Consider the following 23,219-nt stretch of genomic DNA (forward strand, 5'->3'; position numbering starts at 1 on the left):
TCAGAAGTGAAACGCCGTAGCGCCGATGGTAGTGTGGGGTCTCCCCATGTGAGAGTAGGGAACTGCCAGGCATCAAATTAAGTAGTGAGCCGGTGCATTAATCCGGTGGTTACAGAAGTATTCGGTGGAGCGGTAGTTCAGTCGGTTAGAATACCTGCCTGTCACGCAGGGGGTCGCGGGTTCGAGTCCCGTCCGTTCCGCCACTTATTAAGACATTAAGCCTGCCCTCCCGGCAGGCTTAATGGCAAAAAACTTTAGGGGCGTAGCTCAGTTGGTAGAGCACCGGTCTCCAAAACCGGGTGTCGCGAGTTCGAGTCTCTCCGCCCCTGCCATATAGAATCCTTTGCTTCGGCAAAGGATTTTTTTTGCCTGCAAAACGGCTGAAATCCCTTCTGAAGACTAAGCAGCCTGCGTCTCCGCAGGCTTTTGCGTTAATCCAGTATGCTGGTTTTTAACAGATCTTTTATCTGCGATTGCTTGTCGCTGTTTTGCAGCCAAATGGCATACAGCGGCCTGGAGAGCGTCGTCGAATCGGTAACAACGTGGAGTGCAGATTTATTATCCGCCCAGCGAACAGGTAGCCACGTGCAACCCTTCAGTGCGGGAAGTTGCTGGCAGGCGATCTCCGCAGAGCTTGTCGTGAGCTGCGGGATATCATCGCTGGCAATTAACCCCGTCTCATGCTGCTGAAAGTCAGGTCCCCATTCCAGGCGTAAATAATTAAGGTCGGCCTTCATCATTGCAGGCTCAGATGCATAGAGCGCCAGACTGAACTGTCCAACAATCTGGCTGCTAAATTCGTCCATCTTGGGGGCTTCTGTGGTGATCAGCAGGTCCAGCTGACGTTCATGGAGTTGCTTAACCAGCGACTGACGTTGCGCAATCCTCGCCTCAAATTGCAGATGATTATGTGTACGATATAGCCGCATAAGCCACTGGCTGAGCATGCATTCCCACAGTGATGCGCTGGCACCGATCGAGAATTCATTGTGCCGGGAAGTGTGCGCAACCTCCTTTCGCGCCGCCTGCCAGGTATTCATCAAGGTTTCTGCATACGGCAGCAGTTTTTCACCGGCTGGCGTTAAGCGGATATTGTTGCGATGACGGGTAAAAAGGTTCACACCCAATTGATTTTCCAGTTGTCGAATACGAAAACTGACTGCTGACTGCGTCAGGTAGAGGGCTTCAGCTGCTCGCCCAAAGTGTCGCGTTCTGCTCACTTCGAGGAAAGTTTTTAGCAATTCCGTATCCACATCTTTCTCCACAAAATTATTTGTCGTTATGATTTAAATGTTTTGTTTTACACTCTGTCAAGCGTAACTAATACTCCGCGCCATAAATAGCTCGGCCAAAGAATTAGGAGCGTGTAGGATGGCGGAAAGCTTTACGACGACTAATCGTTTTTTCGACAATAAACATTATCCGCGCGGGTTCTCTCGTCACGGCGATTTCACTATCAAAGAAGCTCAACTTCTTGAGCGCCATGGTTATGCCTTCAACGAGCTGGATCTGGGTAAACGTGAACCGGCAACCGAAGATGAAAAACAGTTTGTCTCTGTTTGCCGTGGTGAGCGTGAGCCGCAGTCTGATGCAGAACGTGTATGGATCAAGTATATGGCTCGCATCAAGCGTCCTAAGCGTTTCCATACGCTGTCTGGCGGTAAGCCGCAGATGGAAGGTGCAGAAGACTACACCGAGTCTGACGATTAAGAAGCGAAGGGGCTACGGCCCCTTTTTTACGCCAGCATTTTTTGCAGATGCAGCAGCAGCCGATCGATCGCACGGTAGCTTAATGCCTCCTGCAAATGTCGCCTCTCAATTCCGGGGCAGCCTTCTACGTCCGCGACGGTGCGCGCGACCTTCAACAAACGCTGCCACGCGCGAATGGATAGTCCAAACCGCGTCAGCGTCTCTTCCAGCCAGCCTGCATCTTCAGCATTAAGAGAACAAAACTGTCGGATCCCGGCGTTATCCAGCCGGGCATTCAGCCTGTTCTGTCGAGCATACTGCCGCGCCTGTGCCGCAATAACCCGTTCGCGTACCGCTGCTGAGCTTTCGCCTTTGATACCGCTTTGCCTCAACAGACCGGGCGGTGGCAGGGGGATCTCCAGAGATAAATCAAAACGGTCGAGAAAGGGCCCTGACAGCTTACTCAGATAGCGCAGCGTCTGCTCCGGCGTACAGCGGTTATGGTTTCCCTGATAATGGCCCGTTGGGCTAGGGTTCATCGCGGCGACCAGCTGAAACTGCGCAGGGTAGCTTATTTTGGCGCGTGTACGAGAGAGATGGATCTCGCCGGATTCAATCGGCTCCCGCAATGCATCCAGCACGCGGCGTTCAAACTCAGGCAGTTCATCCAGGAACAGAATGCCGTTGTGCGCCAGAGAGATTTCACCCGGCCCGGGAATCGATCCTCCGCCCACCATCGCGGTAAGAGACGCACTGTGGTGCGGCGAGCGGAAAGGGCGGCGGCGCCACTGTTTATGCAACGATGTAGAACTGACCAGGCTAAATATCGCGGCGCTTTCCAGCGCTTCGTGATTATTGAGGGGTGGCAGGAGGCCGTTCAACCTGCTCGCCAGCATCGTTTTCCCCGTGCCTGGCGGACCTATCAGTAACAGGTTATGCCCGCCCGCGGCAGTGATCTCTAACGCCCGCTTACCCTGGTCCTGACCCATAATATCGCTGAGATCCTCAGTTGAATCTGGCGGCTCCTCCTCCTTCTCCTGCGGTTCGGCAAGCTCGTGTCGGCCTTCCAGCCAGGCGCAAACCTCCTGCAAATGTCCCGCAATCAGGCATCCCTTTTCGGCGATAAGGCTTACTTCAGAGGCGTTTTCATTGGCTACAATGATTTGTCTTCCCGCACGTATGGCTTCAAGCGCACCCGATATTGCACCGGGAACGCCCCTTAACGCGCCTGTAAGCGCTAATTCACCCACGAACTCGCATGAGCTTAGCCCTGTCGTGTTGAGCTGTTCAGAAGCCGCGAGAAGCGCTATAGCAATAGGTAAATCATATCGCCCACCCTCCTTTGGCAAATCGGCGGGCGCCAGGTTGATGGTGATCTTCTTCGCGGGAAAAGCATAACCGCTATTGATAATGGCGCTGCGCACGCGATCCCTCGCCTCTTTAACGGTGGTTTCCGGTAAGCCGACCAGCGTCAATCCGGGCAGGCCATTGCTTAAATGAACCTCTACAGAGATGAGCGGGGCCTTCACTCCGATAGCCGCGCGTGTATAAACAACTGACAGTGACATAAGCCCTCCTTGGCGGTGACTATGCCAGTCTCGCGTTTTTCTGTTTAGCGTTAAATCGCTGATTTACGACGCGCGTTCATGCTTTTTAGCAGCAAAATGTAAACGTTACATGCTGGCGGAAGCCGCCTCGCAAAAAAGAAATCATGCTCGCCCTGCCTGAAGAATCAGGAAAAAAATGAAAAATCTTCATTTCTATTTTTTCCCTATATAAAACAACGCTTTTCAAAGAAATAGTTCGCATGCTAAAGAAATGGGTCATAAAAAAATCTTGTGTCAGATGAAATATCTGTGGTAACTCTTTAGGTATTCCTTCGAACAAGATGCAAAAAGAACTGAAAATGACAGCCCTTCTACGAGTGATTAGCCTGGTCGTGATTAGCGTGGTGGTGATTATTATCCCACCGTGCGGGGCTGCACTTGGACGAGGAAAGGCTTAAGAATCAAGCCTTAACGAACTAAGACCCCCGCACCGAAAGGTCCGGGGGTTTTTTTATGACTAAAAAACTTAAATGAGGAGCAGAGAATGACGACTAGCACAAAATTCTGTTTCTCCAGATTTATGACGGGGAACTGACTATGAATGGGGCACAATGGGTAGTACATGCGTTGCGCGCGCAGGGAGTTGAAACCGTATTCGGTTATCCGGGTGGCGCAATTATGCCGATTTACGATGCACTGTATGACGGCGGCGTGGAACACCTCTTGTGCCGGCACGAGCAGGGCGCAGCGATGGCCGCCATCGGCTATGCCCGCGCGACCGGTAAAACCGGCGTCTGTATGGCAACCTCGGGTCCTGGTGCAACGAACCTGATCACCGGCCTCGCTGACGCACTGCTCGATTCCGTTCCCGTGGTGGCGATCACCGGCCAGGTGGCCTCACCGTTCATCGGCACCGATGCCTTCCAGGAAGTGGACGTGCTCGGTTTATCGCTGGCCTGCACCAAACATAGCTTCCTCGTCCAGTCCCTCGAAGAGCTGCCGCGCGTGATGGCCGAAGCGTTCGAGGTTGCCAGCTCTGGCCGTCCTGGCCCGGTTCTGGTGGATATCCCGAAAGATATCCAGGTTGCACCTGGCGATCTGGAGCCGCATTTCTCCACCGTGAAAAGCGACGATGCGTTTCCGCATGCAGACGTTGAAGAGGCGCGTCAGATGATGGCGCAGGCGAAGCAGCCGATGCTGTACGTCGGCGGCGGGGTGGGTATGGCGCAGGCTGTTCCGGCGCTTCGCGCGTTCATTTCGACCACGCAAATGCCCGCTACCTGCACCCTGAAAGGCCTGGGCGCAGTCGACGCGGACTACCCGTATTACCTCGGCATGCTGGGAATGCACGGTACTAAAGCGGCAAACCTGGCGGTGCAGGAGTGCGACTTGCTTATCGTCGCAGGCGCCCGTTTCGACGACCGCGTCACCGGCAAGCTGAATACCTTCGCGCCGAATGCCAAAGTGATCCATATGGATATCGATCCGGCGGAGATGAACAAACTGCGTCAGGCGCACGTGGCGTTGCAGGGCGATCTTAACGCGCTGTTACCGGCGCTGGAGCAGCCGCTGGATATCAACGCATGGCGTCAGCACACCGCAGATATGCGCGCTGAGCATGCCTGGCGTTACGATCACCCAGGCGATGCCATCTACGCGCCGCTGCTGTTGAAGCAGTTGTCCGACCGTAAACCCGCCGACAGCGTGGTGACGACGGATGTGGGCCAGCATCAGATGTGGTCAGCCCAGCACATGACCTACACCCGCCCGGAGAACTTCATCACCTCCAGCGGCTTAGGCACAATGGGCTTTGGCCTGCCGGCAGCCGTAGGCGCACAGGTGGCCCGCCCGAACGATACCGTGATCTGTATCTCCGGTGACGGCTCCTTCATGATGAACGTTCAGGAGCTCGGCACCGTGAAGCGCAAGCAGTTACCGCTGAAGATCGTGTTGCTCGATAACCAGCGTTTAGGGATGGTTCGCCAGTGGCAGCAGCTGTTCTTCCAGGAGCGTTACAGCGAGACAACCCTGACCGATAACCCCGATTTCCTCACCCTGGCCAGCGCCTTCGGCATTCCTGGCCAGCACATCACCCGTAAAGACCAGGTTGAAGCGGCACTCGACACCATGCTGTCAAGCGAAGGGCCATACCTGCTTCATGTCTCAATCGACGAGCTTGAGAATGTCTGGCCGTTGGTACCGCCCGGTGCCAGTAACTCACAAATGCTGGAGAAATTATCATGATGCAACATCAGGTCGCCGTGCAGGCTCGCTTCAACCCGGAAACGTTAGAACGCGTATTGCGCGTGGTCCGTCACCGTGGCTTTCAGATTTGCTCTATGAATATGGAAACGGCCACCGACGCGCAGAACATCAGTATCGAATTAACCGTTGCCAGCCCGCGGCCGGTCGACTTACTGTTTAGTCAGTTATCAAAGCTGGTAGACGTTGCCCATGTTGCCATCTGCCAGAGCACAACCACATCACAACAAATCCGCGCTTAAGCGTGACAGGACGAAAAAATGACGACAAAAAAAGCTGATTACATTTGGTTCAATGGGGAGATGGTTCGCTGGGAAGACGCGAAAGTTCACGTGATGTCCCACGCGCTGCACTACGGTACCTCCGTGTTTGAAGGCATCCGTTGCTACGATTCTCACAAAGGGCCAGTGGTGTTCCGCCATCGCGAACACATGCAGCGTCTGCATGACTCAGCCAAAATTTATCGTTTCCCGGTCTCTCAAAGCGTTGATGAGCTGATGGAAGCCTGCCGCGAAGTGATTCGCCAGAATAAACTGACCAGCGCCTATATTCGTCCGCTGGTCTTCGTGGGTGATGTGGGCATGGGCGTGAACCCGCCGGCCGGTTACAACACTGATGTGATCATTGCTGCGTTCCCGTGGGGCGCCTACCTGGGCGCAGAAGCACTGGATCAGGGGATCGACGCAATGGTTTCTTCCTGGAACCGCGTGGCGCCAAACACCATCCCGACCGCCGCTAAAGCGGGCGGTAACTACCTCTCCTCACTGCTGGTCGGCAGCGAAGCGCGCCGCCACGGCTATCAGGAAGGCATCGCCCTCGACGTGAACGGCTACATCTCAGAAGGCGCGGGCGAAAACCTGTTTGAAGTAAAAGACGGCATTCTGTTTACCCCGCCGTTCACCTCTTCCGCGCTGCCGGGCATCACCCGCGACGCCATCATCAAGCTGGCGAAAGATCTGGGTATCGAAGTGCGTGAGCAGGTGCTGTCCCGCGAATCCCTCTACCTGGCAGACGAAGTGTTCATGTCCGGTACCGCGGCTGAAATCACGCCGGTTCGCAGCGTCGACGGTATCCAGGTGGGTGAAGGCCGCTGTGGTCCGGTGACCAAACGCATCCAGCAAGCCTTCTTCGGCCTCTTCACCGGCGAAACAGAAGACAAATACGGCTGGTTGGATCAGGTTAATCACTAAATATAAATGTGGGACGGCACGCACCGTCCCATTAAATAGTCAGACGGGAGTCAATAAAGCATGCCTAAGTATCGTTCAGCCACCACCACCCACGGCCGTAACATGGCGGGTGCCCGCGCATTGTGGCGCGCCACCGGAATGACCGACGCCGATTTTGGCAAGCCAATTATCGCCGTGGTGAACTCCTTCACCCAGTTTGTACCGGGCCACGTGCATCTGCGCGATCTCGGTAAGCTGGTTGCCGAGCAAATCGAAGCCTCCGGCGGCGTGGCGAAAGAGTTCAACACCATTGCGGTGGATGACGGTATCGCAATGGGCCACGGGGGAATGCTCTATTCACTGCCGTCGCGCGAGCTGATCGCCGACTCGGTGGAGTATATGGTCAATGCCCATTGCGCCGATGCGATGGTCTGTATCTCCAACTGCGACAAAATCACCCCGGGGATGCTGATGGCCTCCCTGCGCCTGAACATTCCGGTGATCTTCGTCTCCGGTGGTCCGATGGAGGCGGGTAAAACCAAGCTCTCCGACAAAATCATCAAGCTCGACCTGGTCGATGCGATGATCCAGGGCGCAGACCCGAAAGTCTCTGACGAGCAGAGCGATCAGGTGGAACGCTCCGCGTGCCCGACCTGCGGCTCCTGTTCCGGCATGTTCACGGCCAACTCCATGAACTGCCTGACCGAAGCGCTGGGCCTTTCTCAGCCGGGCAACGGCTCGCTGCTGGCGACCCACGCCGACCGTAAGCAGCTGTTCCTCAACGCCGGTAAACGTATCGTTGAGCTGACCAAACGCTACTACGAGCAGGACGATGCCAGCGCGCTGCCGCGCAATATCGCCAGTAAAGCGGCGTTCGAAAACGCCATGACGCTGGATATCGCCATGGGCGGCTCCACCAACACCGTTCTGCACCTGTTGGCCGCCGCGCAGGAAGCCGAAATCGACTTCACCATGAGCGACATCGACAAGCTCTCCCGCAAAGTGCCGCAGCTGTGTAAAGTCGCGCCGAGTACCCAGAAGTACCACATGGAAGACGTGCACCGTGCCGGTGGCGTCATCGGTATCCTGGGCGAGCTGGATCGCGCCGGGCTGCTGAACCGCGACGTGAAAAACGTCCTCGGCCTGACGCTGCCGGAATCGCTCGATCAATACGATGTGATGCTGACCAAAGACGACGCGGTGAAAAAGATGTTCCGCGCCGGTCCGGCGGGTATTCGCACCACCCAGGCGTTCTCGCAGGATTGCCGCTGGGACACGCTGGACGACGACCGCGCTGAAGGCTGCATCCGCTCGCTGGAGCACGCCTACAGCAAAGACGGTGGTCTGGCCGTGCTGTACGGTAACTTTGCGGAAAACGGCTGCATCGTGAAAACCGCAGGTGTGGACGACAGTATCCTGAAATTCACCGGTCCGGCGAAAGTGTACGAAAGCCAGGACGAGGCGGTAGACGCCATCCTCGGCGGCAAAGTGGTGGAAGGCGACGTGGTTGTCATTCGCTACGAAGGGCCGAAAGGCGGTCCGGGCATGCAGGAGATGCTCTACCCGACCACCTTCCTGAAATCGATGGGCCTCGGTAAAGCCTGCGCGCTGATCACCGACGGCCGTTTCTCCGGCGGCACGTCTGGTCTCTCCATCGGCCACGTCTCCCCGGAAGCGGCAAGCGGCGGCAACATCGCAATCATCGAAGATGGCGACCTGATCGAAATCGACATTCCGAATCGCGGCATTCAGCTGAAGCTGAGCGACCAGGAGATTGCGGCCCGTCGTGAAGCGCAGGAAGCGCGCGGCGACAAAGCCTGGACGCCGAAAGATCGCCAGCGTGAAGTCTCCTTCGCCCTGCGCGCCTACGCGAGCCTTGCAACCAGTGCAGATAAAGGCGCGGTGCGCGATAAATCTAAACTTGGGGGCTAATGATGGCCGAGTCACAACCCTTATCCGCCGCCCCTGAGGGGGCGGAATACCTGAGAGCGGTGCTACGCGCGCCGGTCTATGAAGCCGTGCAGGTCACGCCCCTGCAAAAAATGGAAAAACTCTCCTCGCGCCTCGACAACGTCATTCTGGTGAAGCGCGAAGACCGCCAGCCGGTGCACAGCTTTAAGCTGCGCGGTGCCTACGCGATGATGGCGGGGCTGACGGATGAGCAGAAAGCACGCGGCGTCATTACCGCGTCGGCGGGCAACCACGCGCAGGGCGTGGCGTTCTCCTCGGCCCGTTTAGGGCTGAAGGCGCTGATCGTGATGCCGGTTGCCACTGCGGATATCAAAGTCGACGCGGTGCGCGGTTTTGGCGGGGAAGTGCTGCTCCACGGCGCGAACTTTGACGAAGCCAAAGCCAAAGCGATTGAGCTGGCGCAGCAGCAGGGCTTCACCTGGGTGCCGCCGTTCGACCACCCAATGGTGATTGCCGGGCAGGGCACGCTGGCGCTGGAGCTGTTGCAGCAGGATGCCCATCTCGACCGCGTCTTCGTCCCGGTGGGCGGCGGCGGGCTGGCGGCAGGCGTGGCGGTGCTGATCAAACAGCTAATGCCGCAGATCAAGGTGATTGCAGTTGAAGCGGAAGACTCTGCCTGCCTGAAGGCGGCGCTGGACGCCGGACATCCGGTGGATCTGCCGCGCGTCGGGCTGTTTGCCGAGGGCGTGGCGGTGAAGCGCATTGGCGATGAAACGTTCCGTCTGTGCCAGGAGTATCTGGACGATATCGTCACCGTCGACAGCGACGCCATCTGCGCGGCAATGAAAGATCTGTTCGAAGATGTACGTGCGGTGGCGGAGCCGTCCGGCGCGCTGGCGCTGGCGGGGATGAAAAAATACATCGCCCAGCACCACGTCCGCGGCGAGCGTCTGGCGCACGTGCTGTCGGGTGCCAACGTGAACTTCCATGGCCTGCGCTACGTTTCCGAGCGCTGCGAGCTGGGCGAACAGCGTGAAGCGCTGCTGGCGGTGACCATTCCGGAAGAGAAGGGCAGCTTCCTCAAGTTCTGCCAACTGCTGGGGGGACGCTCGGTAACGGAGTTCAACTACCGCTTTGCCGATGCGAAAGATGCCTGCATTTTTGTCGGCGTGCGTCTGAGCCGTGGCGTGGAGGAGCGTAAAGAGATCCTCAGCCTGCTGCATGAAGGCGGCTACAGCGTGGTCGATCTCTCCGACGATGAAATGGCGAAGCTGCACGTGCGCTATATGGTCGGCGGGCGTCCCTCGAAACCGCTCCAGGAACGCCTGTTCAGCTTCGAGTTCCCGGAATCACCGGGCGCGCTGCTCAAGTTCCTGCACACGCTGGGCACGCACTGGAACATCTCCCTGTTCCACTACCGTAGCCACGGCACCGACTATGGCCGCGTGCTGGCGGCGTTCGAGCTGGGCGAGCACGAGCCGGATTTCGAAACGCGCCTGAACGAACTGGGCTATGAGTGCCATGACGAAACCCACAACCCGGCGTTCAGGTTCTTTCTGGCAGGCTAGTGGTTCGGCAATATCTTCCAGAACGCATCAATAAGCGGCTCATGCAGCCGCTTTTTTTGCGCACATACGCCAAGCTCAAACGGCGTTTTTTCGTCGCTGCGCTCCAGAATCATCACGCGGTTACGCACCGGCTCCGGGCTGTTTTCCAGCACCACTTCCGGCAGCAGCGCCACGCCGCAGCCGAGCGCTACCATTGAGACCATCGCCTCATGTCCGCCCACCGTGGCGTAAATCGACGGGTTGCTGATCTTCTGGCGGCGGAACCACAGCTCAATGCGGCGGCGCACCGGGCCCTGATCGGCCATGATAAACGGCACCGTGGACCAGTCCGGTTTCTCAACAGATATCTGATTACGCACCGGGCAGGGCAGCGCCGGAGCAATCAGCACCACCGCCAGATTCTCCAGCATCGAGAACGCCACCGCGCCCGGCAGCGTTTCGGGCTTCCCGGCAATGGCCAGATCCGCTTCGCCGGTCACCACTTTTTCCATGGCGTCGGCGGCATCGCCGGTAGTGAGTTTAATTTCAACCGACGGATGCTCCGCACGGAAGCGGTCAAGAATGGGAGGAAGATGGCTATAGGCTGCCGTTACGGAGCAGAAAATATGGAGTTCACCAGAGAGCGACGGCCCCTTCTGGTCGATGGTGTGCCGTAGCTGCTGGTACTGCAACAAGGTTTGCTGGGCAAAAACCCGCAGCTCGTCGCCCGCTTCCGTAAGGGTAACGGTACGGTTATCGCGCACGAAAAGCGGCTGGCCGAGGTCTTCCTCAAGGCGCTGGATCTGGCGCGAAAGCGTGGAGGGGCTGACGTGCATCGCCCGGGCGCTGCGGCCAAAGTGACGGCTTTCCGCCAGGTGCAGGAACATTTTTAGATCGCGTAAATCCACCGATTCCACTCCCTCTTTTTTCATTGCAAAAATTGCAATGTGACGTTGTGAATATATCAATTTCCGCAATAAATTTCCTGTTGTAATGTGGGTACATTCTCGCTGAAACGCGAACCGAACAATAAGACACACAACATCACGAGGTATCACCCATGGCTAACTACTTTAATACACTGAACTTGCGCCAGCAGCTGGCGCAGCTGGGCAAATGCCGCTTCATGGCGCGCGATGAATTTGCCGATGGCGCGAGCTACCTTCAGGGTAAAAAAGTGGTCATCGTCGGCTGTGGCGCACAGGGCCTGAACCAGGGCCTGAACATGCGTGACTCCGGGCTGGATATCTCCTACGCCCTGCGCAAAGAAGCGATTGCTGAAAAGCGTGCTTCCTGGCGCAAAGCGACCGAAAACGGCTTTAAGGTGGGTACTTACGAAGAGCTGATCCCGCAGGCGGATCTGGTGGTGAACCTGACGCCGGACAAGCAGCACTCTGACGTTGTGCGTTCTGTACAGCCGCTGATGAAAGACGGCGCCGCGCTGGGTTACTCCCACGGCTTCAACATCGTTGAAGTGGGCGAGCAGATCCGTAAAGACATCACCGTAGTGATGGTGGCGCCGAAGTGCCCGGGTACGGAAGTGCGAGAAGAGTACAAGCGTGGCTTCGGCGTACCGACGCTTATCGCAGTTCATCCGGAAAACGATCCGAAAGGCGAAGGCATGGCGATTGCCAAAGCTTGGGCAGCGGCCACCGGCGGCCACCGTGCGGGCGTGCTGGAATCTTCCTTCGTTGCGGAAGTGAAATCTGACCTGATGGGCGAGCAGACCATTCTGTGCGGCATGCTCCAGGCCGGCTCTCTGCTGTGCTTCGACAAGCTGGTGGAAGAAGGTACCGATCCGGCCTATGCAGAAAAACTGATTCAGTTCGGCTGGGAAACCATCACCGAAGCGCTGAAGCAGGGCGGCATTACGCTGATGATGGACCGCCTGTCCAACCCGGCAAAACTGCGCGCGTTCGCACTCTCTGAACAGCTGAAAACCATCATGGCGCCGCTGTTCCAGAAACACATGGACGACATCATCTCCGGCGAGTTCTCTTCCGGCATGATGGCGGACTGGGCGAATGACGACAAAAAACTGCTGACCTGGCGCGAAGAGACCGGTAAAACCGCGTTCGAAACCGCACCGCAGTACGATGGCAAAATCACTGAGCAGGAGTACTTCGACAAAGGCGTACTGATGATCGCGATGGTGAAAGCAGGCGTTGAGCTGGCGTTCGAAACCATGGTGGATTCCGGCATCATCGAAGAGTCGGCGTACTATGAATCACTGCACGAACTGCCGCTGATTGCGAACACTATCGCCCGTAAGCGTCTGTACGAAATGAACGTGGTGATCTCCGATACCGCCGAGTACGGTAACTACCTGTTCTCTTACGCATGCGTGCCGCTGCTGAAAGAGTTCATGACCACCCTGCAAGCAGGCGATCTGGGCAAAGCGATTGCGGAAGGTGCGGTTGATAACGCGCAACTGCGTGACGTAAACGAAGCGATTCGCAGCCATGAAATCGAGAAAGTGGGCCAGAAACTGCGCGGCTACATGACCGATATGAAACGCATCGCGGTAGCAGGCTAAATACGACGAATCGGGTGGCGCAAGCCACCCGAAGTGTTTCAGCTACGCAGTATCGCGCCGGGATATCCCAGCTGGCGCCACGCCTCATACACCACCACCGACACCGCATTCGACAGGTTCATGCTGCGGCTGTCCGGCATCATCGGAATACGAATTTTTTGCTCGGCTGGCAGGGCATCCAGAATGGTGGCCGGCAGGCCGCGGGTTTCCGGACCAAACATCAGATAATCCCCGTCCTGATAGCTTACGGCGCTGTGCGCTGGCGTACCTTTGGTGGTCAGGGCGAACATGCGCTGCGGCTTCTCGGCGTCCAGAAACGCGGCGTAATCGTGATGACGAACGACGGCAGTAAACTCATGGTAGTCCAGCCCGGCGCGGCGCAGGCGTTTGTCGTCCCACGTGAAGCCCATCGGCTCAATGATGTGCAGACGAAAACCGGTGTTGGCGCACAGGCGGATGATATTGCCGGTATTGGGTGGGATTTCTGGTTCGAATAAGACGATGTTAAGCATGCTGCCCCCTTAATTGCGGGGGGCAGAATAGCAGAAAAGAGAGGGACTACGCGACGCCCGGTTCCTGTATACGGCAACGCAGCATTTTGTAGCAGGTCGCCGCCGCAGCCACCAGGGCGGGCACGCTGAGGATCATTAAAATACTGTCTGCCTGCCACTGCATGGAAAGAAGCTGGGCGCTGGTCATGGTGCCCGCCACGCCACCGAAGCGGCCGATCCCCTGCATCCAGGCGATACCCGTCGCGCGGCACTCGGTAGGGTAAAAGGTAGCGGCCAAAGTTTGCATGCCCGACTGCGCGCCGTTCATGGCGATCCCCATCAGGAATATCAGCCCGCCAAACATGACGATATGGTTATGCTCAATGCCCAGTAAAAGAATAAGGCCCATCGTCAGCACGAAACCACCCGCGACCACCTTATGCGCTTCCCAGCGGTCCATCATCCAGCCGGCGAGCAGAATGCCTGCGGTACCGCCGAAGGTAAACAGGGAGGTCAGCCAGGCGGACTCCGCCAGCGCATAGCCCATCCCCTGCATCAGCGTCGGCATCCAGCTAAGCAGGACGTAGTAAATGACCAGCCCCATAAAGTAGGTGACCCACAGCATCAGGGTGCCGGGTAGCCAGGGCATGGAAAAAAGCTGCGCCACGCTCCCTTTTTTAGACGCCACCTTTTCTTCCGCCAGGAAAAAGCCCGTGACGCTATCGAGCGTGCTGCGGGCGAACCGGCTGGCGATGCGGCGAACCTGCGCGACGTCTTTCCCGCGCTGCACCAGAAACTTCACCGATTCCGGCAGCAGCAGCGCCAGCAGCACGGTTAAAATCAGCGGCGCAATCGCGCCGGTCAGCAGTACGCTTCGCCAGCCGTGGTGAGGGATAAGCCAGGAAGAGATCGCCCCGCCGCCCGCCGCACCCAGCGGAAAGCCGCAGTACATGGTATTGATCGCCATGGCGCGGCAGCGCTGGGGAGCAAACTCCGAGATCAGCGTGATGGCGTTTGGCATTGCAGCACCCAGCCCGAGGCCCGTCAGAAATCGCCACAGCGTCAGCGTATTCAGGCTTTGCGCCCAGGCCGTACCCAGGCTCGCCAGGCCGAAGAACAGACACGAAAAGACCAGCACGCGCTTGCGTCCCATGCGGTCCGATACCGGACCTGCAATAAGGGCCCCCAGCGACAGCCCCAACAGCGCTGCGCTCAGCACCGGCCCCAGATCCTGTTTATCTATTCCCCACTCCGCCGACAGCGTAGGCGCAATGTAACCCATCGCTGCGGTATCGAACCCATCGATCGCCAGCACCAGAAAGCCCAGCACAATAAGAAGCCAGTGAAACCCTGAAAAGGGACTTTCATCGATCACCTGCTGAATATCCACCCGACCTGAATACGTCATATGCGCCTCTCCGATGTGATGTTGTTTTTGTGTTCTTGTATTTGCTTGTCTATACAATTGCGGAGGGGCAGGGTGTGTCAAATTTTCTTATCCAGAATGTTACGTAGGTGTTATTTTCGACAAAAAAAAGCGCCCGAGGGGGTAACCGGGCGCAGGGAAAGGTGGGGTAACGGGAGAAGATCAGGCCGCGTCGCCATGTGACAGCGGAGCCAGCGCCGCCGGTAGTTTACTCAGCTCCTGTACCAGCGAATCCTTACTGATTTCGCTAATCGACTTCGCACCGGTCAGGGTCATCGCCACCTTCATCTCTTTCTCGATCAGGTTCAGCAGGTTCGCCACGCCCGCCTGACCGCTGGTGGCCAGGGCATAGAGGTACGCGCGGCCCAGCAGCACGCTGTCTGCGCCCAGCGCAATCATGCGCACCACGTCCAGCCCGTTACGAATACCGCTGTCGGCCAGGATCGCAATATCGCCCTTCACCGCATCGGCAATGGCGGGCAGCGCGCGGGCGGAAGAGAGCACCCCGTCGAGCTGGCGTCCACCGTGGTTAGAAACGACGATCCCGTCGGCGCCGAAACGCACCGCGTCGCGGGCATCTTCCGGATCGAGGATCCCTTTGATCACCATCGGGCCATCCCAGAATTCGCGGATCCACTCCAGGTCCTTCCACGAGATCGACGGATCGAAGTTATTCGCCAGCCAGCCGATGTAATCTTCCAGGCCGGTCGGTTTACCCAGGTAGGCCGAAATATTGCCCAGATCGTGCGGACGGCCGTTCAGCCCTACATCCCACGCCCACTGCGGATGCGTCACCGCCTGCCAGTAGCGGCGCATCGCGGCGTTAGGGCCGCTCATGCCGGAGTGGGCGTCGCGGTAGCGGGCGCCGGGCGTGGGCATATCGACGGTAAAGACCAGCGTTGAGCAGCCTGCCGCTTTGGCGCGCTCCAGCGCGTTACGCATAAAGCCGCGATCGCGCAGGACGTACAGCTGGAACCACATCGGGCGCTTGAGGGTCGGCGCGACCTCTTCAATCGGGCAGACGGACACGGTAGACAGGGTAAACGGAATGCCTTTGGCATCCGCTGCGGCGGCAGCCTGCACTTCGCCCCGGCGGGCGTACATGCCGCATAAGCCAACGGGCGCAAGCGCCACCGGCATGGAGAGCGTTTCGTTAAACAGCTTTGTCTCAAGGCTCAGGTCAGACATATTCTTCAGCACGCGCTGGCGCAGGGCCACCTCAGAGAGATCCTCCACGTTGCGGCGCAGGGTATATTCGGCGTAAGCCCCGCCATCAATGTAGTGGAACAGGAACGGCGGCAAAATGCGCTGCGCCGCGGCGCGATAGTCACTGGCTGCTGAAATAATCATGCTTTGTTCTCCCTGGAAATATCACTCTCGCCAGGCAGACGGGTAATACGCGCCTGTCGGGCCTGATCTTCATCGAATCGTTTAATGGTGGTGTGCACGAACCCGAGATGCGCCATCATCGCTTTACGCGCGGCCTCGGCATCGCCAGCAAGAATGGCGTTGAGCACGGCTTCATGCTGTTCGGTCAGCTGAGCGAAGACCGGCGGGACCAGATACATGCGTTGGCGGCTCTGCTTCACGGAGGATTGCAGCAGGTCAAAGAACCCGCGCATGGTTTGCAGCAGCACGACGTTATGGGACGCCTCGGCAATCGCCAGATGAAAACGCACGTCGGCCTGCGAGGCGATATCCGGGTCGCTGCTTTGCGTGGCGTCAAAACAGGCTTTGAGCTTCTCTTTGTCGGCGTCGGTCGCCCGCATCGCCGCGTGCCACGCGGTGCTGGTCTCGATGGCGTGACGCGCTTCGAGGATGTCAAAGCTGTAGTCCGGGTCGTTTTCCATCAGCGTTTTCAGCGGCTGAACGATGTTTTGTTCGGACCAGTCATCATGCTGCCAGCGCACAAAAGTGCCGCCGCCGCGACGGCTCAGCAGCACACCTTCGCTGACCAGTGTTGCCAGCGCTTCGCGCAGTGAATTGCGCGACACGCCAAGCTGGGCGGCAAGCTGGCGTTCGGCGGGCAATCTCATGCCCGCCTCCAGCTGTTGTTCTTCAATCAGCGCCCGCACGCGAGTGGCAATCTCGTCGGACAGGCGTCTGGGCATCACTATCATGGAATCATCCAGGTTAAGACATAGGCCTGCAATGTGGTGATTACGCCCACCATGCAGGTAAATATCAGGCTGTGTTTAACGGTAAAGCGGAACAGATCCGACTCTTTGCCTACCAATCCCACCGCGGCACAGGCAATGGCGATGGACTGCGGCGAGATCATCTTCCCGGTTACGCCGCCCGTCGTGTTTGCTGCCACAAGCAGGACGTCAGAAACGCCAATCTGCTGTGCGGCCGTGGCCTGTAAGGCGGCAAACAGGGCGTTAGACGACGTATCGGAACCGGTCAGGAACACTCCCAGCCAGCCGAGGAACGGCGAGAAGAAGGTGAATGCGTGCCCGGTGTGCGCCAGCGCTAACGCCAGCGTCGACGACAGGCCGGAGTAGTTCGAGATAAACGCGAACGCCAGCACCATGCCGATGGAGTAGATCGGCAGCATCAGCTCTTTAATCGTTGCCGCAAAAGTCTGCACCGCGGCGGCAGGCTTCATGCGCAGCCACACCACGGAAAGGATAGCCGCAAACAGGATGGCCGTGCCGGTGGCGGAGAACCAGTCAAACTTAAACACGGCCGCATACGGCGTGGCGTCGTGCACCACCGGCGGCATACGGGCGACCATCTTGTCGAGGAACGGCACGGAGATGTTAATCACCATGTCGTACAGCGCACCGCCCGGGGCGAACAGCGCCTTAAACGGCGGTATGCTCCACAGCGTCACGGTGGCGGTCAGGAACAGGAACGGCGACCACGCGCGGACGATCTGCCCGGCGGTATAGCCGGTGCGGGCGAGGGTCTGATCCACGTGCGATGCGCCCATGTCCGCAAAGCGGAAGATACGTACCGGCTGCCAGCGCTTCAGGAACAGCGTCAGACAGACCAGCGACACCAGGGAAGAGATGATGTCCGGCAGTTCCGGGCCGAGGAAGTTTGAGCTGAGGTACTGGGCAATCGCGAACGAACCGCCCGCCACCATCACCGCAGGCCAGGTCTCCTTCACGCCGCGCCAGCCGTCCATAATCGCCATGATCCAGAACAGTACGATAATGGTCAGGAACGGCAGCTGACGGCCCACCATCTGGCCAATCTCGAAGCTGTCCAGCCCGGTCACCTGACCTGCCACCAGAATCGGAATGCCCATCGCGCCAAACGCCACCGGCGCAGTGTTCACAATCAGGCACAGGCCAGCGGCATACAGCGGGTTAAAGCCCAACCCGACCAGCAGCGCGGCGGTAATCGCTACCGGCGCGCCGAATCCTGCCGCGCCTTCAAGGAACGCCCCGAAGGAGAAGCCGACAATCAGCATCTGCAAACGCTGGTCCGGGGTAATAGAGAGGATCGACGAACGAATAATGTCGAACTGCCCGGTTTTGACCGAGATTTTGTAGACAAAGACCGCGGCGATGATGATCCACGCAATTGGCCACAGGCCGTAGAAGAAACCATACACCACGGAGGCCAGCGCGCGATCGACCGGCATTTTATAGAAGAACAGCGCCACCAGCAGGGCGATGGCAACGGTATACGTCGCCGCAAGATAGCCCTTCAGCTTGAGCTTAATCAGCGCAAAGAAGAAGAACAGGATCGGTAGCGATGCGATCAGGCTCGACAGCCAGATATTCCCGGCCGGGTCATAGTTTTGTTGCCAGAGGCTCATGCAGGTCTCCTGAGGACCACACAGCCTGGGTTGCGGGTGAGTCTCCGCTCAACTCTGCGTCACAGTCTGCGTAAAAGTGGTCCATCCAATTTTGTGTTGTAGGGGTTATGGCAATAAATGGTTAATCAAGTGTTGCTTTTCAGCAATGATTTTGTGAAGTGGAGCAGTAAAACTGTGAACGGTGGTTCGCTTTAACGCGCATTGGTAGGACCAAAAGGCCTGCGCCGTCCGTCCGTTTGCGGCGCGGGCCGTAGCAGCGGGCTGAACATCTTTTCATCAATCGGAGCGGATGGGGTGTGTTAAAGACGATAATAAAAAAGCATCAATGCGGAACTTAGGTTAACGGTGAGATATATTTTTGTTTATATTAAGTGTGTAATTGATGTTTAACGTGTAGATAAAATGGCGTATTTCAGAGTAATATAAATTTTTTTTAGGTAAAAATGCGAAATCCAATATGTAGCAAAAAATTTTAATTAAGATAAATTTCACATATAGATTTTAACAGCGTATTACAAACGATCAATTGCTGATCAGTAAGTAAATATCCTGCGTTTAGCTGATTTCGCAGAATAATGTCTAAGCATGGCATCCCGGTTCAACGTTTCCTTCTAATAATAATCCGAAATAAATTGATCAAACATTGATCAGTCAACTCTTTTTTTAATTTAGAAAGGGGATTAGAAGGGCACTAATAGTGTGGTGGGTGAGGAAAACAGGTTAAATTTGTTGTTTTAATGTTAACTTTAAATGAGTTATAAGCGATGCTGCACACCTTTCGGTGCGTAGACGTTATAAAGCATTTGATTTACTATTTATGAAGATGCTGCGTTACAAAAGAAATGACGTTCTTTTTTAACCTTAATGTATTCATTGTTATTTTCTGCCTGAAGCTATTCCTCTGTTGGGGAATAAATGCGTATGGCTCAAAGAAAATAAATGGATTACCACGCCGGGATGGACCCCACGTTATTCTATGAGGTCGCGTCACCACCTCTATTTGTACCCTTTAGTGACGTTTTAATTCCTTATAGCAATGACCGTATTTGGCATGACAATTCTAAATCTGTTTAATGTACAGAGGGGTTTGCTTTCAAATGAAAATCAAAAATGTGGCGCTGGCGATTGCCGCGGCGGGGCTGCTGTTATCTTCTCAATCGGTACTGGCAAGCAATGATTCAGGTGTTAATACTAATCTGGATACAGGCGCAGGTACGCAGAGCACGGGCGGGGTAATCAACTTCACTGGCAAAATTACCCTTATTTCCTGTGATATTACTCCAGCGTCAAAAAACAAAACGGTAGACCTTGGGGCATGGGCGAAAAACTACTTCGATGAGCACGTCGAAACCACACCACGTGAGTTCAAAATCAACGTAGAAAATTGTCCGCCAGCGGTTGAATCCGTTGCGGTGCTGTTTGACGGCAATAAAGATGCGCAGGATGACACGCTGTTACAGGTCACGCCGGGTACGGGGATGGCGACGGGCGTCGGGGTGAAGCTTTATAACAGCGATCGCAGCACCTCTATTAAACCGGGCACGGTTTCAAAAACCACCGCACCAGATGGTGAAGGCAATGCAGAATTAACGTTCTATGCCGCACTGGACAAAGATGGAGCGGAAATCAACGCGGGCGATGTGAACGCCGTGTCTAACTTCCTGATGGTTTATAACTGATTTCACTTTCAGCCACCTCCAGAGATAATAATGATGAAACGTTTATCGTATATTATGCTCACTGCATTAATGGTTAGCTCTGCGTCAGTTTCCGCTGGCGTTGTAATGGGTGGGACACGGATCGTATACCCGCAAAACAGCAAGGAGGTGGCATTTTCTGTTTCTAATATGGAAAGTGCGGTTCCCTACCTTATTCAGTCGTGGGTTGAAGGCGATGTGCAGGATAAAAATAACGCCGCGCCCTTTATCGTCACGCCACCGCTGTTCAGGCTTGATCCGGAGCAGACCAACACGCTGCGTATTCAATATACCGGCGCACCGCTGCCCACAGATCGTGAATCCGTATTTTGGCTGGATATTAAAGCGATTGCGCCAAAGCCAAAAGAGAGCAATAACGAATTACAGGTTAACGTCAAATCGAAATTTAAAATTTTCTACCGCCCGGACAACCTGAAAGGGGACGCCGCCACGGCCTGGCAGAAAATAACATTTTCGCGGACGGAAAAAGGGCTTAAGGCCTCCAACCCGACGCCATATTACGTCTCTTTTTATCGGCTGACCGTCGGCGGGCATAAAATTGAGCAGCCAGGTATGATCGGTCCAGGTGAAACCCGCGAATGGCCTGTGGCTGCCTCCGGTGGCGTAAGCTGGTCGGCTATTAATGATTTCGGTGCCATTACCGCCACCCGCTCTCAGCCGCTTTAACACCATGCCTTTTCGCCTGTTTCGTTACGCGCCCCTTTCGGTGCTGCTGCTCAGCTTCAGCCGCGCCGGGATGGCCGAGGATTATTTTGATCCCGCCGCGCTGGAGCTTTCCTCTTCCGAACAGAAAACGGCGGATTTGCACTATTTCTCTGAAAAGGGCGGGCAAATGCCCGGCACCTGGCTCGTAACGCTGGAGATTAATGGACGCGAGGAGCGGCATCAGGAGATCACCTTCGTCAATGAGAAAGGCCGCCTGCAACCCGTTTTTAGCCTATCGCTGCTGGAAGCGCTTGGGGTAAACGTGAGTGCGATTCCGGCATTCTCGCGGTTGCACGAGGGAGAGACCTTCACGCACCTCGACGATTTTATACCGGCAGCGCGAACCTCTTATGATTTCAACCAGCAGCGCCTCTTTATCAGCCTGCCGCAGGCGGCGATGAAACACCGAAGCCGCGGCTACGTGCCGCAGTCGCAGTGGGATGATGGTATCCCGGCGGCATTTGTTGATTACAGCCTGTCGGGCGGCCAGGCCCGCCATCAGAGCGGCGTCACGACGTCCAGCTATCTGAGCTTGCGTAACGGCGTCAATCTGGGAGCGTGGCGATTGCGCAACACCTCGGCCTGGAGCCACAGCGACTCGGGTGGGGATCGTTTCCAGTCACAGAGCAGCTGGCTGACCCGGGATATTCGCAGCCTCAACAGCCAGCTGCGGATCGGCGATGCGTGGACCGCAGGCGACGTGTTCGATAGCGTGGCGTTTCGCGGGGTGCAGCTCTCCTCAAGCGAGAGCATGTTGCCCGACAGCCAGCGCGGATTTGCCCCCACCATCCGCGGCGTCGCACACAGCTTCGCTAAAGTCTCCGTTTCGCAAAATGGCTATGTGATCTATGAAACCTGGGTGGCCGCCGGGCCATTCATCATTAACGATCTGTTCCCCGGCGCGCAAAGTGGCGATCTACAGGTTACCGTCACGGAAAGTGACGGCTCGACGCGCGTTTTTACCCAACCCTATTCTGCGGTGCCGTTTATGCGACGCCAGGGCAGCCTGAAATACAGCCTCAACGCCGGACGGTTTCATTCCGGCTCCAGCGATGCGCGTTCGCCCGAATTTGTTGAAGGCGCTTTCTTTTACGGTCTGCTCTCCAGGATGACGGTGTATGGCGGCTTTCGTACGGCAAACAACTATCAGGCCGGTGCGATCGGCATAGGCAGAGGGTTTGGCGCATTCGGCTCGCTGGGCATTGACGATACGCTGGCAAAAAGCCGTTTACCCAACGGCAAAAGCGCGATGGGGCAGGCGTGGCGCATTCAGTACCAGAAAGATTTCAGCGCTACCGGCACCGCCTTCAACCTGGCGAGCTATCGCTATGCCTCGCGCAATTACTACGAATTTAACGAACTGAATCAGTCCGACAGCCAGCAGCTGCAACTTAATAATCGCCGTAGCCGCTCGCAGGTCACTTTTTCACAGACGCTGGGTCAGTTCGGCAGCCTCAACGTCTCGGCGTGGATGCAGGATTACTGGCATACGTCCGGCCAGGATAAAACCATCCACATCGGCTGGTACACCAGCTGGCGGGGTATTTCCTGGGGCGCGGGGTATGACTACACCGACTCAGCGCTTGAGCAGCATCCCGATCGCACCGTGTCGTTTAACGTCAATGTTCCGCTTGGCAACTGGCTACCGGGCAGTTCGGTCAGTTACTACGCCAACCACAACAATCGTGGGATGACCACGCAGCAGGTGTCACTCAACGGCAGCGCGCTGGCGAACCGCAACCTGAATTACAGCGTTCAGCAGAGTAAGACCAGTGAGGGAGAGGCCGACAGCACCAGCCTGGCGCTGCAATACAACGGTGGCTACGGCAACGTCAGCCTCGGTTATGACCACAGCCGAAACGGTAGCAACGCCAGTCTTGGACTCGCCGGAGGCGTCATCGCCACGCAGTATGGCGTCACGCTCAGCCAGCCGCTGGGCGATACCGTCGCCCTGCTGCGCGTGCCCGGCGCGGCGAACGTTGAGCCGGAGGGCTACAACGGGATCCATACCGACAGCCGTGGCTACGCGGTCATGCCAACGCTCTCGGCCTACCGCAAGAATACCGTCAATCTGGATACGGCGACGCTTGGCGAGAACGTCGACGTCGAGCAGAGCGGTCTGACGCTCATTCCCACCAGCGGCGCGGTGGTGCTGGCCAATTACACAACCCACATTGGGTATCGCGTCCTGTTTTCCCTGCGCTATCACGGCGAACCGCTGCCGTTTGGCGCGCAGGCTGAAGTGGTGGAGCAGAACCGCCGTTCTGCAAACCGAAGCATGGTCGCTGACGGCGGTCAGGCCTACCTGAGCGGGGTACCGGAGCGCGGCAACCTGCGCGTCACCTGGTATGAGGGCGGGGAACAGCATCAGTGCCAGACACCTTTCAGGCTGGGCGAAGCTCACATGGCCCCCGGCATCGCCACGCTGTCTCTTGCGTGTCATTAG

20 protein-coding genes and 2 tRNA genes are annotated in these 23,219 nt (G+C 56.9%); 14 read left to right on the plus strand and 8 right to left on the minus strand.

Annotated elements, in window-relative coordinates; genetic code table 11:
• The first annotated feature begins 126 nt into the window (after positions 1–126).
• Positions 127–203: transfer RNA gene (locus tag INF58_RS19080), tRNA-Asp, on the plus strand.
• A 53-nt stretch (positions 204–256) separates the two neighbouring features.
• Positions 257–332 (plus strand) — tRNA-Trp (locus INF58_RS19085).
• 99 nt (positions 333–431) lie between these two features.
• Here INF58_RS19085 and hdfR read toward each other — a convergent pair.
• On the minus strand, positions 432–1,253 hold the full coding sequence (hdfR, locus tag INF58_RS19090) for an HTH-type transcriptional regulator HdfR (RefSeq protein ID WP_063449988.1): 822 nt from the start codon (positions 1,251–1,253) through the stop codon (positions 432–434).
• Between the two features lie 118 nt (positions 1,254–1,371).
• Here hdfR and INF58_RS19095 point away from each other — a divergent pair, with 118 nt between their 5' ends.
• On the plus strand, positions 1,372–1,710 hold the full coding sequence (locus INF58_RS19095; RefSeq protein WP_006808641.1) for a DUF413 domain-containing protein: 339 nt from the start codon (positions 1,372–1,374) through the stop codon (positions 1,708–1,710).
• A gap of 26 nt (positions 1,711–1,736) precedes the next feature.
• Here the strand turns inward: INF58_RS19095 and INF58_RS19100 are convergent, their stop codons facing one another.
• Positions 1,737–3,257 carry a YifB family Mg chelatase-like AAA ATPase gene (locus tag INF58_RS19100; RefSeq protein ID WP_193528306.1) on the minus strand — a complete coding sequence of 507 codons (1,521 nt, stop codon included), beginning with the start codon at positions 3,255–3,257 and terminating at the stop codon, positions 1,737–1,739.
• A gap of 338 nt (positions 3,258–3,595) precedes the next feature.
• On the opposite strand from INF58_RS19100, the gene ilvL reads away from it, so the two are divergent.
• From ilvL to ilvA, 7 genes are all read left to right on the plus strand, one after another.
• Positions 3,596–3,694 carry an ilv operon leader peptide gene (ilvL, locus tag INF58_RS19105; RefSeq protein ID WP_001311244.1) on the plus strand — a complete coding sequence of 33 codons (99 nt, stop codon included), beginning with the start codon at positions 3,596–3,598 and terminating at the stop codon, positions 3,692–3,694.
• 86 nt (positions 3,695–3,780) lie between these two features.
• Positions 3,781–3,831: a peptide IlvX gene (ilvX, locus tag INF58_RS19110; RefSeq protein ID WP_166792073.1), complete on the plus strand. Its 51-nt coding sequence runs from the start codon at positions 3,781–3,783 to the stop codon at positions 3,829–3,831.
• A 2-nt stretch (positions 3,832–3,833) separates the two neighbouring features.
• Positions 3,834–5,480 carry an acetolactate synthase 2 catalytic subunit gene (gene ilvG / locus INF58_RS19115; RefSeq protein WP_193038322.1) on the plus strand — a complete coding sequence of 549 codons (1,647 nt, stop codon included), beginning with the start codon at positions 3,834–3,836 and terminating at the stop codon, positions 5,478–5,480.
• Complete coding sequence (ilvM, locus tag INF58_RS19120) at positions 5,477–5,740, plus strand: acetolactate synthase 2 small subunit (RefSeq protein WP_003860184.1); 264 nt, start codon at positions 5,477–5,479, stop codon at positions 5,738–5,740. Before ilvG ends, ilvM begins: the two co-directional genes overlap by 4 nt.
• Before the next feature lie 18 nt (positions 5,741–5,758).
• Complete coding sequence (ilvE, locus tag INF58_RS19125) at positions 5,759–6,688, plus strand: branched-chain-amino-acid transaminase (protein ID WP_003860182.1); 930 nt, start codon at positions 5,759–5,761, stop codon at positions 6,686–6,688.
• Between the two features lie 60 nt (positions 6,689–6,748).
• The gene (ilvD, locus tag INF58_RS19130) at positions 6,749–8,599 is read left to right on the plus strand and encodes a dihydroxy-acid dehydratase (RefSeq protein ID WP_047366694.1); all 1,851 of its coding nucleotides are present in this window, start codon (positions 6,749–6,751) and stop codon (positions 8,597–8,599) included.
• A 2-nt stretch (positions 8,600–8,601) separates the two neighbouring features.
• Entirely contained in the window at positions 8,602–10,146 is a 1,545-nt protein-coding gene (gene ilvA / locus INF58_RS19135) for a threonine ammonia-lyase, biosynthetic (RefSeq protein WP_107535636.1), read from the plus strand.
• Here ilvA and ilvY read toward each other — a convergent pair.
• Positions 10,143–11,033: an HTH-type transcriptional activator IlvY gene (gene ilvY / locus INF58_RS19140; protein WP_063449990.1), complete on the minus strand. Its 891-nt coding sequence runs from the start codon at positions 11,031–11,033 to the stop codon at positions 10,143–10,145. The two genes, ilvA and ilvY, sit on opposite strands and share 4 nt — an antisense overlap.
• Positions 11,034–11,185: 152 nt before the next feature.
• Here ilvY and ilvC point away from each other — a divergent pair, with 152 nt between their 5' ends.
• The gene (ilvC, locus tag INF58_RS19145) at positions 11,186–12,661 is read left to right on the plus strand and encodes a ketol-acid reductoisomerase (protein ID WP_063865878.1); all 1,476 of its coding nucleotides are present in this window, start codon (positions 11,186–11,188) and stop codon (positions 12,659–12,661) included.
• A 38-nt stretch (positions 12,662–12,699) separates the two neighbouring features.
• On the opposite strand, the gene trmL is transcribed toward ilvC, so the two are convergent.
• The 5 genes from trmL to lldP all read right to left on the minus strand — a co-directional run bounded on the left by trmL (position 12,700) and on the right by lldP (position 18,350).
• Positions 12,700–13,173 (minus strand): tRNA (uridine(34)/cytosine(34)/5-carboxymethylaminomethyluridine(34)-2'-O)-methyltransferase TrmL, encoded by a 474-nt coding sequence (trmL, locus tag INF58_RS19150; protein ID WP_022649772.1) that lies wholly within the window; start codon positions 13,171–13,173, stop codon positions 12,700–12,702.
• Positions 13,174–13,219: 46 nt separating this feature from the next.
• Positions 13,220–14,560, minus strand: a complete 1,341-nt coding sequence (locus tag INF58_RS19155; RefSeq protein ID WP_063865877.1) for an aromatic acid/H+ symport family MFS transporter — start codon at positions 14,558–14,560, stop codon at positions 13,220–13,222.
• A gap of 180 nt (positions 14,561–14,740) precedes the next feature.
• Complete coding sequence (lldD, locus tag INF58_RS19160; protein WP_063865875.1) at positions 14,741–15,928, minus strand: FMN-dependent L-lactate dehydrogenase LldD; 1,188 nt, start codon at positions 15,926–15,928, stop codon at positions 14,741–14,743.
• Positions 15,925–16,698 carry a transcriptional regulator LldR gene (lldR, locus tag INF58_RS19165; protein ID WP_063865871.1) on the minus strand — a complete coding sequence of 258 codons (774 nt, stop codon included), beginning with the start codon at positions 16,696–16,698 and terminating at the stop codon, positions 15,925–15,927. The genes lldD and lldR overlap by 4 nt, the downstream gene beginning before the upstream one ends.
• Positions 16,695–18,350, minus strand: a complete 1,656-nt coding sequence (lldP, locus tag INF58_RS19170; protein WP_003860175.1) for an L-lactate permease — start codon at positions 18,348–18,350, stop codon at positions 16,695–16,697. The genes lldR and lldP overlap by 4 nt, the downstream gene beginning before the upstream one ends.
• A 1,097-nt stretch (positions 18,351–19,447) precedes the next feature.
• Here lldP and INF58_RS19175 point away from each other — a divergent pair.
• Genes INF58_RS19175 through INF58_RS19185 form a run of 3 tightly spaced genes read left to right on the plus strand, consistent with a single transcriptional unit; the run spans position 19,448 to position 23,219 of the window.
• Complete coding sequence (locus tag INF58_RS19175) at positions 19,448–20,029, plus strand: fimbrial protein (RefSeq protein ID WP_193528307.1); 582 nt, start codon at positions 19,448–19,450, stop codon at positions 20,027–20,029.
• Between the two features lie 30 nt (positions 20,030–20,059).
• On the plus strand, positions 20,060–20,734 hold the full coding sequence (locus tag INF58_RS19180; protein WP_063449979.1) for a molecular chaperone: 675 nt from the start codon (positions 20,060–20,062) through the stop codon (positions 20,732–20,734).
• Positions 20,700–23,219: a fimbria/pilus outer membrane usher protein gene (locus INF58_RS19185; protein ID WP_370552672.1), complete on the plus strand. Its 2,520-nt coding sequence runs from the start codon at positions 20,700–20,702 to the stop codon at positions 23,217–23,219. The genes INF58_RS19180 and INF58_RS19185 overlap by 35 nt, the downstream gene beginning before the upstream one ends.

Origin of the sequence: Enterobacter cloacae complex sp. P24RS, from assembly GCF_014982165.1 — a bacterium.
Lineage (GTDB): Bacteria > Pseudomonadota > Gammaproteobacteria > Enterobacterales > Enterobacteriaceae > Enterobacter > Enterobacter quasihormaechei.

What these genes read in the sequence shown, in the direction of transcription:
- INF58_RS19100 (WP_193528306.1), bottom strand. Translation starts at nt 3,257, where the DNA reads ATGTCACTGTCAGTTGTTTATACACGCGCGGCTATCGGAGTGAAGGCC.
- ilvD (WP_047366694.1), top strand. Translation starts at nt 6,749, where the DNA reads ATGCCTAAGTATCGTTCAGCCACCACCACCCACGGCCGTAACATGGCG.
- ilvA (WP_107535636.1), top strand. Translation starts at nt 8,602, where the DNA reads ATGGCCGAGTCACAACCCTTATCCGCCGCCCCTGAGGGGGCGGAATAC.
- ilvE (WP_003860182.1), top strand. Translation starts at nt 5,759, where the DNA reads ATGACGACAAAAAAAGCTGATTACATTTGGTTCAATGGGGAGATGGTT.
- INF58_RS19180 (WP_063449979.1), top strand. Translation starts at nt 20,060, where the DNA reads ATGATGAAACGTTTATCGTATATTATGCTCACTGCATTAATGGTTAGC.
- ilvL (WP_001311244.1), top strand. Translation starts at nt 3,596, where the DNA reads ATGACAGCCCTTCTACGAGTGATTAGCCTGGTCGTGATTAGCGTGGTG.
- lldD (WP_063865875.1), bottom strand. Translation starts at nt 15,928, where the DNA reads ATGATTATTTCAGCAGCCAGTGACTATCGCGCCGCGGCGCAGCGCATT.
- ilvG (WP_193038322.1), top strand. Translation starts at nt 3,834, where the DNA reads ATGAATGGGGCACAATGGGTAGTACATGCGTTGCGCGCGCAGGGAGTT.
- lldR (WP_063865871.1), bottom strand. Translation starts at nt 16,698, where the DNA reads ATGATAGTGATGCCCAGACGCCTGTCCGACGAGATTGCCACTCGCGTG.
- INF58_RS19155 (WP_063865877.1), bottom strand. Translation starts at nt 14,560, where the DNA reads ATGACGTATTCAGGTCGGGTGGATATTCAGCAGGTGATCGATGAAAGT.
- ilvC (WP_063865878.1), top strand. Translation starts at nt 11,186, where the DNA reads ATGGCTAACTACTTTAATACACTGAACTTGCGCCAGCAGCTGGCGCAG.
- INF58_RS19095 (WP_006808641.1), top strand. Translation starts at nt 1,372, where the DNA reads ATGGCGGAAAGCTTTACGACGACTAATCGTTTTTTCGACAATAAACAT.
- lldP (WP_003860175.1), bottom strand. Translation starts at nt 18,350, where the DNA reads ATGAGCCTCTGGCAACAAAACTATGACCCGGCCGGGAATATCTGGCTG.
- INF58_RS19175 (WP_193528307.1), top strand. Translation starts at nt 19,448, where the DNA reads ATGAAAATCAAAAATGTGGCGCTGGCGATTGCCGCGGCGGGGCTGCTG.
- ilvM (WP_003860184.1), top strand. Translation starts at nt 5,477, where the DNA reads ATGATGCAACATCAGGTCGCCGTGCAGGCTCGCTTCAACCCGGAAACG.
- trmL (WP_022649772.1), bottom strand. Translation starts at nt 13,173, where the DNA reads ATGCTTAACATCGTCTTATTCGAACCAGAAATCCCACCCAATACCGGC.